Here is an 11,877-nt window from a genome sequence, read left to right on the forward strand (position 1 = left end):
GTCACCCGGGTCATCGGCCCGGGGATGGCGCAGGGGCTTATTCGTCGGGTGTCCCGGAAACCACGCGCAGTTCTGAAATGCCGCCGGGTGCGAGGTCCTTCAGCAGGTCCATGAAATCCATGCCGACCAATCGTTGCGCGCGCCGCAGCAGCAGCGGTACCGGGCTCGATGGTTCGTTGCGGGTGTAGTAGTCGCACAGCTCGTCGATGCGGCGCATCACGTCCTGCGGGCCGGCAATCGCACCGTTGGAGGCACGCACACCGCCGCCTCCGCCGCTACCTTCTTCACCGGCCTCGCCGTCTTCGGCGGAGCCTTCCGCCGGCAGGCGGCGCGCGAGCTGCGGTTCCAGGAACTTCTTCAGTTCGTAGATTTCGCCGAGCAGGTTCTTGAAATCCGGCCCGGCCGTGCCGACTCGGTCGTTGAAAATGCCGTCGATCGCCTTGGCGTTTTCCAGCGACTGGCTGATGGCGGCGGTCACGGCCACCAGTTCGTCCTCGGCGCAATCCATGCAACAGGCTTCGATTTCGGTCATGCTCGCCTGCGGCTCGCCTTCCGTGGCGGTGACTTTCAGCGTGCCATTGGCGATGCGCAGGTCGCGCAAATCGAATCGGCCCAGGCGCGGCGATTGCACGAAAGGCGTCGTGCGGAAATACCCCAATACTCCCTGCAGGTCGCCAAGCGGAACCACCGAGTTGACGCGCATGGTCGGGTCGTTGTCGTCTTCGGCATCCAGTTGCGGATGCACGTTGTCCCAGAAGTGTTCAAGCAGGCCGCGAATCAGGCTGAGGCCCGCGTTCCACCCGGGCATGCCGGACGTGCGCGTCCAGGCCGTGGTGAGGTGGACGGCGGCACGCAGGTCCTTGGAGCGGCCCAGCACGGCCCGGGCCAGTTCGGCGACCTTGTCCCAGTCGGGTTCCTCGGCCGCCTTGACGCTGTCGCCAATGGCGCGTTCGGCTTTCGGCGCGGCGGCGCGTTCGAGTGCGAGAAACTCGGCGTCGTATTCCAGATCGTCGCCTGCCGGAGATTCATCTCCGATCGGTGCCAACAAAGACTCAAGATTATATTGCGCCATGGTCTTGCACCGCCTTCCAGGTGGGATTCTTCCATTATCACAAATTATTCGCGCAAAACCAGTCGCCGGATCCATTTTTAATCGGCATGGTACGACCGCCACGGCACCGGCCGTGGATATGCTCGTGCGATGAAATGCGCCGAATTTCGGCAGGCCGAGATAATCGGCTGCGGCGAAGCCCGGTCGTGGCCGCGTTCGGTGGGCGGCGCGTCCCGGTGATTATCCGGTTCGGCGCTGGCGCGACCGCTTCCAGCGGACCCAGCGCCGCTCTACCCAGAGCAGCGCCCGCCGCATCGGGCGGCGCAGGAAGGGCAGGTCCTGCGCCAGCAGCAACAGGCCCAGCGGCAGCATCCACATGCCCAGCAGGGGCAGGATGCTGAAAATCCCTCCCGCGATGAGGAGGAGTCCCACGGGAATGCGCACCCAGCGCGACGAAGGTTCCCGCAGCCATCGGATGCTTCGGCTGACCCGTTTCGGCAGTTCCCGCTCGAAGCGGTCGAGCTGGCGGTTCAGCCTGTCCTCGTCTTTGTCGATCATGCCTTTCCAGTCAAGCGCACCCGTGAACATGCGCCATCCTATCGGCAAACCGGGCCAGGCGCGCCCGCGGGCAGGCGGTCCTATTCATCTTCCGAAGCGGGCGATATGTAGTCCGGATCTTCCGAGTCGCGCGCGTGGCGGATGGCATCGCGCATGCGCAGGTCCAGGTGGTCGAAGTCCAGGATGACCTTTTCGGAATGGACGGCTTTCACTGCCGAAAGCGGGATCACGAAGTCGCCCGCGTTCTCGATGTAGACGAGCAACTCGGGCAGGCCGTGCCTGATCTCGCGGACCGAGCCGATGCCTTCGGCCCCGTCGGCGACGAATACCATGAATCCTTCGCTGATCTGATCGTGCATGATGCGATCTCCCTGCGACAACTGGGCGGGTTGGGGCTTCGCGTTGCGGCGGTGCGAACCGCGGACGGTGCTGCGACCAGCCTTCGCAATGCGGGCTGCGGCGAATGATGAACACACCCGCCGTTTCGAAGCGGTGAAAATGCACAGGGCCGCGCAGCGCCCGGCGGTAACCGTGCCCTGGCACCGAAGGATGCCGAAACGGTGGTCCCAAAGCGGACCATTTCCGGCGCCGGGACAGGGTGTGGAAGAATGGACATGCGTCCGGTTTCCCCCGACGCGTGCCGTACGCGGATGAACCCGGTCGCGGCAACCATGACTGCAGCGTGTACTCTTTGCGGCCAGCCCCGGTCGACCGACTGCCACCAGCGAATGAATCCCATGCAAGCCATCGAAACCCTGATCGACGACGCCTTCGAACGCCGCAACGCGCTGACCCAGGCCGAGATCGAAACCCATCTGCGGCCCGCCATCGGCCAGGTGCTCGATCTGCTGGAATCCGGCGAGCGCCGTGTTGCCGAGCCGGATGGCCGTGGCGGCTGGAAAGTGAACCAGTGGATCAAGAAGGCGGTGCTGCTGTACTTCCGCATCAACGACAACCGCGTGGTCGACGGCGGCCCGGCGCAGGCGTTCGACAAGGTGCCGCTGCGCTTCGCCCACGGCAACGATGCCGAACTGCAGCAACTCGGCGCGCGCGTGGTGCCCGGCGCACTGGTGCGACGGGGCGCGCACATCGCGAAGGATGCGGTGCTGATGCCCAGCTACGTCAACATCGGTGCATACGTCGGTGCCGGCAGCATGATCGACACCTGGGCCACGGTGGGTTCCTGCGCGCAGATCGGCGCGGGCGTGCACCTGTCCGGCGGCGTCGGCATCGGCGGCGTGCTGGAACCGCTGCAGGCCAACCCCACCATCATCGAGGACGACTGCTTCATCGGCGCACGCTCCGAAGTGGTCGAGGGCGTGGTGGTGGAAAAAGGCAGCGTGATCGGCATGGGCGTGTTCCTCGGCCAGTCCACCCGCATCTACAACCGCGCCACCGGCGAAACCAGCTACGGCCGCGTGCCGGCCGGCAGCGTGGTGGTGGCCGGCAGCCTGCCGGCAAGGGACGGCAGCCACAGCCTGTATGCGGCGGTCATCGTCAAGCAGGTCGACGCGAAGACCCGCAGCAAGACCAGCATCAACGAACTGCTCAGGAGCGGCGAATGAAACCTGTCCTATACGGACTGTCGACTTGCGACACCTGCCGCAAGGCGCGCAACTGGCTCGCCCGCTTCGAGGTGGCGCACGACTTCGTCGACTACCGCGCGAACCCGGTCCCTGCGACCACGCTGAAGAACTGGGCGGCGCAGCTCGGCGGCTGGGAAAAGCTGGTCAACAAGTCGTCCACCACCTGGCGCAACCTGCTGCTGCAACGCAAGAACCCGGGCAGCGATCCGGAGTGGACGCTGCTGCTGAAGGAATATCCCGCGCTGATCCGCCGCCCGGTGGTGGTGCAGCCCGATGGCACGGTGAGCGTGGGTTTCACCGACAACGGCTTCAAGAAACTGTTCGGGCGCTGAGATGCCGGTGCGTCTTTCCAAGATCCTGCTGGTGGCGACGATCGCGTTGTGGATGGCGCTGGTCGCGTTCGGCAACATCGCCGACTACGGCAGCAACCTGGTCTTCGTGCAGCACGTGCTGGCGATGGACTCGATCTTTCCCGACGCCAGCATCCATTACCGCGCGATCCATGCGCCGCTGCTGCAGCACGCCGCCTACGTGCTGATCATCGCCGCCGAAACCCTGGCCGCGGTGCTGTGCGGCGCCGGCGCCTGGCGCATGTGGCGCGCACGTCGCGCGCCTGCGGCGACGTTCCGTCGCGCCGGGCAGTTCGCCGTGGCCGGCCTGACGGTCGGTGTGCTGCTGTGGCTGGGCGGCTTCATGGCGGTCGGCGGCGAATGGTTCGGCATGTGGATGTCCACGCAGTGGAACGGCCTGGCCAGCGCCTTCCGCTTCGTGGTGGTGCTGCTGGCCGCGCTGGTCTACCTGGGCCAGCGCGACGGCGAACTCGATGATTGACGACAAGAGCACCGGGGTCGGCCATCACCGGGCGCGACGGTTCCGCGGCAACCTGCGCATCGAACGCGACAACGCGGCGCTCTACGCGCGGCTGGCCGGGCTGGCCACCGATGCGCGGCTGGGCCATGTCTACCGGCGCATCGCCGCGGGCGAACAGGCCAACGCGGAGTTCTGGGAGGCGCGCCTGCGCGAGCTGGGCGAAGCCGTGCCGCCGCCGCGGATCGGTCTGCGCGTGCGTGCGCTGAGCTGGTTCGCGCGGCGCTTCGGCACCGAGTTCGTGATGCCGACGGTGGTGCGCCTGGAACACGCCGACCACGGCGCCACGCCGGTCGACCGCAGCAACCATCGCGATCATTTCATTCCGCTGCGGGAGATCGGCTCGCGCGGTCACCGCCATCGCACGCAGAGCGGCAACACGTTGCGTGCGGCCGTGCTGGGCGCCAACGACGGGCTGGTTTCCAACGTCAGCCTGGTGATGGGCATGGCCGGTGCCGCATCGGGCGACCGTGCGGTGTTGCTGGCGGGCCTGGCTGGACTGGTCGCGGGCGCCTGTTCGATGGCGCTCGGCGAGTGGTTGTCGGTGAACAGTTCGCGCGAGTTCTATCAGGCACAGATCACCGAACGTGCCGAGCGGCTCGCGGTGTCGCCGGAGGATGGTCTAGAGCACATCGCCGGCATTTATCGCGACAAGGGGCTGGAACCGGCCGCGGCCGAGCACCTGGCCGGGCACGTCGTCGAGACGCCGCGTGCGGCGCTGGACATGCTGGTGCGCGAGGATCTTGGCGTCGACCCGGGCGAACTGGGCGGCTCGGCCTGGGGCGCGGCGATCTCGTCGTTCTGCCTGTTCGCCTGCGGCGCATTGTTTCCGGTGGCGCCGTACTTCTTTCTCGGCGGCCGTGCCGCCTTGCTGGCCAGCGTGTGTGCCACTGCCGTCGGCCTAGCCTTGATCGGCATCGGCACCTCGCTGTTCACCGGGCGCAGCATGCTGTTCTCGATCGCGCGCCAGTTCGGCATCACCACCGCGGCGGCCAGCATCACCTACGGCGTGGGCCACCTGCTGGGTGTCGTGCTGACATAGCGTTGGTATGCTGCGCCATCGCCCAACGTTGCGCCGCGTGAGTGCCATGTCCGAAGTTTTCGATCTCGCCTGTGACCTGGTTCGCCGCCGCTCGGTGACGCCGGAAGACGCCGGTTGCCTGCCGCTGATCGGCGAACGGCTGATGCGTGCGGGCTTTCGTATCGAGCATCTGCGCTACGGCGAGGTGGACAACCTGTGGGCCACGCACGGCACGGGTGGCCCCACGCTGATCTTCCTCGGCCACACCGACGTGGTGCCGAGCGGCCCGGAAGCGGCATGGCAGAGTCCGCCGTTCGAACCGACTGTTCGCGATGGCCGCCTATACGGCCGCGGCGTCGCCGACATGAAAGGTTCGGTGGCGGCGATGGTGGTGGCGCTGGAGGAGTTCGTGGCGGCTCACCCCGGCCATCGCGGCCGGGTCGGCTTGCTGCTGACCGGCGACGAGGAAGGCCCGGTCAACCTCGACGGCGTGCGCAGGGTGGTGGAACGCTTCCGTGCCACCGGCGAGCGGATCGACTGGTGCGTGGTCGGCGAACCGTCGGCGAAGGAAAGGCTGGGCGACCTGATCCGCGTGGGTCGGCGCGGCTCGCTGTCGGCCATGCTCGACGTGCATGGCGTGCAGGGCCACGTGGCGTATCCGGAGAAAGCGCTGAATCCGATCCACGCGTTCGCGCCTGCGCTGGCGGAACTTGTCGCCACGCGCTGGGACGAGGGCAACGGCGATTTCCCGCCCACCTCGTTCCAGGTGTCCAACCTCAACGCCGGCACCGGCGCCAACAACGTCATCCCCGGCGAGCTCACTGCATGGATCAACTTCCGCTACTGCACCGCCAGCCGTGCCGAAGACCTGCGCGCGCGCACCGAGGCGATCCTGCAGCGGCACGGTCTGGACTACGCGCTTGACTGGAACCTCTCCGGCGAGCCGTTCCTCACCCCGCCCGGCGGCGTGTTGCGCGAGACGGTGGTGGCGGTGTGCCGCGAGCTGTACGGCATCGATCCCGAGCAAAGCACCGGCGGCGGCACCTCCGACGGCCGCTTCATCGCGCCGATGGGCACCGAGGTGGTCGAGGTCGGCCCGGTCAACGCGACCATCCACAAGGTCGATGAATGTGTGGCGCTGGAGGAACTGGAGCAGTTGCCGGCGTTGTACGAGACCATCTGCGAACGGCTGCTTGGCCGGAATGATCGCGGGTAGTGGTGCCGGGTGTTACCGCCCGGTACCGGATGGGCTGGTTCAAGGTCGATCTGCTGCAGGGTCGTCATTCCCGCGATAGCGGGAATCCAGTGACTTCAGGGTTCGTGAGTGGTGCGGAAATCGCAGGATGACCAGCTTCGCTGTTGTAAAGCACCTCCTGCTTTCGCGGAAATGACGGGATATCTCCAGGCGGGCGGAACTTTGCCCGGCAGCGTAGTTCGCGAAGCCCAGTCTGGGGGCTGATCTTAGTTGCTCCGCCGAATCCTCTCGAAAAGTTCGTGTGCGGCATGGAGGGCTGCACAAGGTTACTTTGCCCTGAATGTTCGCATGTTGTGGTCGCCACGATTCGCTTCAGTGCTCGGGTTGCAACACCAGCGTGTGCCGCGTCGCGCCCGGCAGCAGCGGCGTCGGACGTCCCTCGACCCAGTCCTCGTGCCCCGCGCCGAAGTACGGCGACAGCGGGTGGTCGCTCTGGCCGCCGGGCATGTTGAGGATGCCGTGGGCTTCGTGGCCGGGCGACACGTCCAGGTGTTCGGAGGCGCCGAAGCCGGGCGAGGCGACGTGCGGCATGTTGTTGTCGCCGGGGATGGGCTGGTCGGGCATGTCGATGAAACGGCCCAGCCAGGATGGCAGCGCGGCGGACAGCGGGTGTTTGATCACGGCGCGGTTGCGTTCGCCCCAGCTGCGTGCGGCGAGGCCGCCGGGTTGCCGGCCGAGCTCGGTCACCACATGCCTGGCGGCATCGGTGAGCAGGGCGTGCCAGTCCGGATATTTAGGGTCGAGCAGATACGCGGGCTGGGCACGGACCAGTGCCCACACGGCCGCCTCGGCGCTGTTCTCGCCGGGCCAGCTGAAGTCCGGGTAGCGTTGTTGAACCTGCGCCGCGAACGGCGCCAATACGGCTGCGCCGACCTGGTCGCGGAACGCGCGCACCAGCCGGTAGTCGACGCTGTCGACGGCGGCGCGCTCCTGCCAGGGCGCGGTGAGCTGGCGCAGCTGCTGCAGTGATGGATCGGTGCTGTCCGCCAGGGTGTCCTGCAGCAGGCGTTGCCAGTGGGTGAGGAACACCGCGCGATCGTCCAGCTGGATGTCGAGCAGGCTGCCGGGCGTGAAGCTGGCGCGGGCGCGCAGGTCGTCGCGGATCTGCTGCGCGCGCGCGCCGAGGTCGTGGCCACCGTTGCCGAGCAGGGCCAGCGCGTCGCCGTCGACGGTGCGGTTGTTTGCTGTCCACAGCCGGCCATCGGCGGGATTCTCGATGCGCGGATAGCGTGCCGGCGCGGCCCAGCCCTGCCAGCCGCTGCCGGGTTTCGACCAGTCCGACGGCAGCAGCGGGTCGATGCCGGTACGCAGCGGGATGCTGTTGCCGGCGATGGTCCAGCCGATGTGCCCGGCGCTGTCGGCGACCAGCAGGTTCTGCGGCGGTATGCCGAGACGGGGCGCCAGGTCCAGCGCGCCGGCCACGTCGGTAGTTTGTTCCAGTTGCATCAGTTCGACGTTGTAGCCGTGTGCGCGGCCGCCGATCCACGCCAGCGCCAGTGGCGTGCCGTCGGCGTCCTGGCCCATGATCGGGCCCCAGCGGGTGTCTTCGACCTTGAGGATGGCATCCGGCCGGCCCTTGATCCGGATGTGTTCGTCGTGGCTTTCGATGCTGGCCCAGCCGTCCGGTGTCTTGTAGCGCGTGGGGTCGGCGGGATCGCGCAGCACGCGCACCCAGTCCTGCCAGTCGCCGTAGCTGTTGGTGAAGCCCCAGGCGATCTGGCCGTTGGAGCCGACGATGATCGCCGGCGTGCCGGGCAGGCTGACGCCGTTGACGTCGCGCTGGCCGTGCGGTGCGCTGGCGTCGGGATAGCGCAGGCGGGTGCGGAACCAGATGTTCGGCACGCGCAGGCCCAGGTGCATGTCGTTCGCCAGCAGCGCCGCGCCGCTGCCTGTGGTGAGCGCGCCAGCCACCGCGAAGCTGTTGCTGCCGGGGCGCGGTGCATCGAGCGCCGGCGCCAGCGCGGCGGCCAGCGCCGGCGAGTGGGGCGACGGCGCGAGCTGGCGCAGGTCGAACACGCCGGCCGGCGGAATCACCGGCGGCCGCGACAGCCGGCCGGTCAGCGGGGCCTCCCAGTCGGGATCGGGCGCCAGCAGGAAATCCACCAGCGATCCGGGCAGCACCGCGCGCATCTGCGCGAGGCGCAGTTCGCGTTCGTTGCGGCCGTCGCCGTTGAGGTCCAGGTACATCGAGGCGATCACCAACGCACTGTCTTCGGATCGCCAGGGCTGCGGCTGGCTCCCCAGCAGCAGGTACTCCCATGGCCGCACGCGCAGGTCGGCAAGGCCGGCGTTGACGCCATCGCGGTAGCGGTCGAGTTCGCGCTTCTCCGCTGGCGGCAGTTGCGCGTAGGCGGCCTCGGCCACGGTGCGCAGGCGATGGCGGCGATGGTTGAGGTCGACCTTCAGCGCCGCCGGCCCGACCAGCGCGGACAATTCGCCGGCGCTCGCGCGGCGCATCAGGTCCATCGCGAAGAAGCGTTCCTGAGCATGCACGTAGCCGAGCGCGTAGCTGATGTCGGTGCGGTTTCTTCCCTCGATGGTGACCGTGCCCAGCGCGTCGCGGCTGACGCTGACCGCGGCGCTGAGGACTGCGGCCGTGCGCGTGCCGTCGAGCCCGGCGCGGCTGCCGGCCAGCAGCCACCACAGCGCGAGGAAAGCCATCGGCAACAGCGCCAGCAGGGCCAGCAGCAGGGTGCGCAGGACACGCCAGCGGCGGGTCGTCATGGCTTGGCGAATACCGCGAAGATGCCGGCGTATGGCTTGACCATGAAGGCCGGCGCGCCGGCGTAGCCTTCGCCGTCGACGTACAGCTGCGAAATGCTGCCGTCCAGGTACAGTGCGTCGCGGCAACCCAGCTTGTCGCGGAACAGCCGTCCAAACGTGTGGAAGTTCACCGGCGCCTCGCTCACCGCGAACACCACCTCGGTCGGGGTTTTCGCGCAGACGCCGCTGCGCCATTTCAGGCTGGACGAGTCATCGATGAACTGTTCGTTGAGCTTGCCGTCGATCAGCAGCATCGGCCCGGACTGGGTGGCCCACTGCGCGCTCGCCCCTTCGGCCTTGAACGCCGCGCTGGTGCGCACCGCGGCATGCCCGTCCGGATACACCGCGAACACGCCGTTAGGCAGCAGCGAGAAATTGCCCGAGGCGGGATTGCCGTGCGCCAGGTTCAGCGGCACCACGGTCTTGCCGTTTTCCACGTACAGGCCGAGCGGCGCGAACTTGTGGTCGTAGATGCCCGCGTTGGCGGCAAACAGCAGCCGCTGGCCGCGCTGTTCGCCCCACTGGCGCAGCGTCTCGATACTGCCGAACGGCTGGCCGCTGGCGGGTTCGCGCCAGTGCAGGGTCAATCGTTCGCGTTTCAGGTTCACATGCACGACACGGTAGTTCTGTCCCTCGAACGCCAGTTCGCGGCTGTCCAGCGCGCGTGCGGTCGGCGCGCAGCCGGGCATGCCGACGAGCAGCAGCAAGGGCAGCAGCACGTGCTGCAGCACGCGGCATAGCCGTTGTGCGGGAAAGGGGTGGGGTGGCGGCGAAACGGATGGGCGCATCCGTCGATGGTCGCCGCCCTGCCGCGCGGGTGCAAGTCCGTCGCCAAGCCTGCGCCGGATACCGGCTGCCGCTAAACTTGGGTTTTCCGCGGTATCCGCCCATGCCCTATACCCCGATAGTGGCGACTCTCGGTTACGTGTTGTCGCCCGACCGCAGCGAAGTGCTGATGATCCACCGCAACGCCCGCCCCGATGACCTGCACCTGGGCAAGTACAACGGCCTGGGCGGCAAGATGGAGCCGGGCGAGGACATTGCCGCCTGCATGCAGCGCGAGATCCGCGAAGAGGCCGGCATCGAGTGCGAGTCGATGCAGTTGCGCGGCACGTTGAACTGGCCCGGTTTCGGCAAGCACGGAGAGGACTGGCTCGGTTTCATCTTCGTGGTCGACCGCTACAGCGGTACGCCATTCATGACCAATCACGAAGGTACGCTGGAGTGGGTGGCGCTGGAACGCCTGCTGACCCTGCCGATGTGGGAGGGCGACCGCCACTTCCTGCCGCTGGTGTTCGACGCCGACCCGCGCCCGTTCCATGGCGTGATGCCGTACAAGGGCGGCCGCATGCAGTCGTGGTCGTACACGCGATTGTGAGTGATGGCGCCAGGATCACCCGCATCGTTGCCACGGTGATCCGCGGCGAAGCCGGCTGCGACAGCGAAGCGACCGGGCCGGGTGCGCTTACGCCACGTCGCCGATCCAGGCCGGGCTGCTGAACTTCGTTTGCCCGAGTGCTTCGGCCTGGACCAGTTCGTCGGCGCGCAGGCTGCCGTCGCTGAGGCCGTGCAGGCGGCGGAAGGTGGCGATCATGCGTTCGATCACCGCCTCGCGCGGCAGGCCGGTCTGGCTGCGCAGCGGATCGACCCGCTTGGCCGCGCTGACGGTGCCCTTGTCGGACAGTTTCTCGCGGCCGATGCGCAGCACGTCCAGCATCTTCGCCGCGTCGATGTCGTAGGCCATGGTGACGTGATGCAGCACCGCGCCGCCGCGGTGCACCTGGGCGGCGCCGGCGATCTTGCCGCCTTCGGAGGTGATGTCGTTGAGCGGCTGGTACCACGCCTTGATGCCCAGCTCGCCGAGCGCTTCGAGCACCCACGCGTCGAAGAAGGCATAGGCTTCCTGGAACGACAGCCCCTTGACCAGCGACTGCGGCGCGTAGATCGAATAGGTGATCGTGTTGCCCGGCTCGATGAACATCGCGCCGCCGCCGCTGACCCGGCGGACCACCTCGATGCCGTGGCGCCGGGCCGCCTCGCCGTCCACTTCGTTGCGCAGCGACTGGAAGCGGCCGATCACCACCGCCGGCGATGCCCACTCCCAGATGCGCAGGGTCGGCGCGCGGCGGCCGGCGCCGACCTCGTGGGTCAGCACGTCGTCCAGTGCCATGTGCAGGGTGGGCGATTGCGGCGCGGCGTGGATCAGCTGCCAGTCGTGGTCGCGCCAGTCGGTGCGCATCATGCGGCGGATTCCCTGTGCAAGGCGCGGCGCACGGCTACCGCGATGGCTTCCGGCGAAAGACCATACATCATCACGTCGGCGGCGAGCGCGTCGCGCACGACGGCGGCGAGCGCGGCTTCGTCGGCGTGTTCCGATTGGCCCTCCAGCGCGCGGTTGATCGTGTCCAGCGCGCTGTCCGGCTCCAGGAAGAAATCGCCACTCAGCCGCACGTCGGCAAGACGGCCATCGCGCACGGCCAGGTCGATCACCACCAGCTTGCCGCCGGGCATCTTGTATTCGCCGTGCATGCACGCGTCCCGAATGTCCTCGAATCTGCGTAAGTGTGCCTCGTGGCGCCCGCCATGCCAAAGGCGGCGACATCACGCCGCCGCTTTTGGCGGGGCTCAGCGCATCTCCGGCGTCAATAATGCCCTGGCGATCGATTCCCACGGCACATGTTTGCAGTTCTGGCTTTGCGTGGGCAGCATGTCAGGGGGGGCGATGCTTATGGCGCAGCGATCCGGTCCGCATGGCGATCACGATCGTGCCGTGATG

At 67.7% G+C, this 11,877-nt stretch carries 13 protein-coding genes; 6 read left to right on the forward strand and 7 right to left on the reverse strand.

Translation table 11 applies throughout. The annotated features are described in order from the left end of the window. Nucleotides 1-37: 37 nt before the first annotated feature. From tssA to KK131_RS10985, 3 genes are all read right to left on the reverse strand, one after another. Nucleotides 38-1,072: a type VI secretion system protein TssA gene (gene tssA / locus KK131_RS10975; RefSeq protein ID WP_214556774.1), complete on the reverse strand. Its 1,035-nt coding sequence runs from the start codon at nucleotides 1,070-1,072 to the stop codon at nucleotides 38-40. Nucleotides 1,073-1,291: 219 nt separating this feature from the next. Then, nucleotides 1,292-1,609: a hypothetical protein gene (locus KK131_RS10980; protein WP_214556775.1), complete on the reverse strand. Its 318-nt coding sequence runs from the start codon at nucleotides 1,607-1,609 to the stop codon at nucleotides 1,292-1,294. Nucleotides 1,610-1,689: 80 nt separating this feature from the next. After that, nucleotides 1,690-1,968: a hypothetical protein gene (locus KK131_RS10985; protein WP_214556776.1), complete on the reverse strand. Its 279-nt coding sequence runs from the start codon at nucleotides 1,966-1,968 to the stop codon at nucleotides 1,690-1,692. Nucleotides 1,969-2,223: 255 nt separating this feature from the next. On the opposite strand from KK131_RS10985, the gene dapD reads away from it, so the two are divergent. From dapD to dapE, 5 genes are read left to right on the forward strand one after another with little or no spacing between them, the layout of a single operon-like run. Further along, nucleotides 2,224-3,174, forward strand: a complete 951-nt coding sequence (dapD, locus tag KK131_RS10990; RefSeq protein WP_250887224.1) for a 2,3,4,5-tetrahydropyridine-2,6-dicarboxylate N-succinyltransferase — start codon at nucleotides 2,224-2,226, stop codon at nucleotides 3,172-3,174. Next, the gene (locus KK131_RS10995; RefSeq protein ID WP_214556778.1) at nucleotides 3,171-3,527 is read left to right on the forward strand and encodes a Spx/MgsR family RNA polymerase-binding regulatory protein; all 357 of its coding nucleotides are present in this window, start codon (nucleotides 3,171-3,173) and stop codon (nucleotides 3,525-3,527) included. The genes dapD and KK131_RS10995 overlap by 4 nt, the downstream gene beginning before the upstream one ends. Nucleotide 3,528: 1 nt before the next feature. Beyond that, nucleotides 3,529-4,026: a DUF2165 domain-containing protein gene (locus tag KK131_RS11000; RefSeq protein WP_214556779.1), complete on the forward strand. Its 498-nt coding sequence runs from the start codon at nucleotides 3,529-3,531 to the stop codon at nucleotides 4,024-4,026. Further along, the gene (locus tag KK131_RS11005; protein WP_214556780.1) at nucleotides 4,019-5,104 is read left to right on the forward strand and encodes a VIT1/CCC1 transporter family protein; all 1,086 of its coding nucleotides are present in this window, start codon (nucleotides 4,019-4,021) and stop codon (nucleotides 5,102-5,104) included. The genes KK131_RS11000 and KK131_RS11005 overlap by 8 nt, the downstream gene beginning before the upstream one ends. A 46-nt stretch (nucleotides 5,105-5,150) precedes the next feature. Then, nucleotides 5,151-6,299: a succinyl-diaminopimelate desuccinylase gene (gene dapE / locus KK131_RS11010; protein ID WP_214556781.1), complete on the forward strand. Its 1,149-nt coding sequence runs from the start codon at nucleotides 5,151-5,153 to the stop codon at nucleotides 6,297-6,299. A 351-nt stretch (nucleotides 6,300-6,650) separates the two neighbouring features. On the opposite strand, the gene KK131_RS11015 is transcribed toward dapE, so the two are convergent. Both KK131_RS11015 and KK131_RS11020 read right to left on the reverse strand, forming a co-directional pair. Continuing rightward, a complete protein-coding gene (locus KK131_RS11015; protein ID WP_214556782.1) occupies nucleotides 6,651-9,062 on the reverse strand; it encodes a penicillin acylase family protein in 2,412 nt (803 codons plus the stop codon). Further along, nucleotides 9,059-9,832, reverse strand: a complete 774-nt coding sequence (locus KK131_RS11020) for a phosphodiester glycosidase family protein (RefSeq protein WP_214556783.1) — start codon at nucleotides 9,830-9,832, stop codon at nucleotides 9,059-9,061. The genes KK131_RS11015 and KK131_RS11020 overlap by 4 nt, the downstream gene beginning before the upstream one ends. Nucleotides 9,833-9,990: 158 nt before the next feature. Here KK131_RS11020 and KK131_RS11025 point away from each other — a divergent pair, with 158 nt between their 5' ends. After that, nucleotides 9,991-10,479, forward strand: coding sequence for an 8-oxo-dGTP diphosphatase (locus tag KK131_RS11025; RefSeq protein WP_214556784.1), 489 nt, complete (start codon nucleotides 9,991-9,993; stop codon nucleotides 10,477-10,479). 87 nt (nucleotides 10,480-10,566) lie between these two features. Here KK131_RS11025 and KK131_RS11030 read toward each other — a convergent pair whose 3' ends face one another. Beyond that, nucleotides 10,567-11,343 (reverse strand): biotin/lipoate A/B protein ligase family protein, encoded by a 777-nt coding sequence (locus KK131_RS11030; RefSeq protein ID WP_214556785.1) that lies wholly within the window; start codon nucleotides 11,341-11,343, stop codon nucleotides 10,567-10,569. Then, entirely contained in the window at nucleotides 11,340-11,630 is a 291-nt protein-coding gene (locus tag KK131_RS11035; protein ID WP_214556786.1) for a biotin--protein ligase, read from the reverse strand. The genes KK131_RS11030 and KK131_RS11035 overlap by 4 nt, the downstream gene beginning before the upstream one ends. Nucleotides 11,631-11,877: the final 247 nt, after the last annotated feature.

It is taken from the genome of Rhodanobacter sp. LX-99 (assembly GCF_018599185.1).
Classification (GTDB): domain Bacteria; phylum Pseudomonadota; class Gammaproteobacteria; order Xanthomonadales; family Rhodanobacteraceae; genus Rhodanobacter.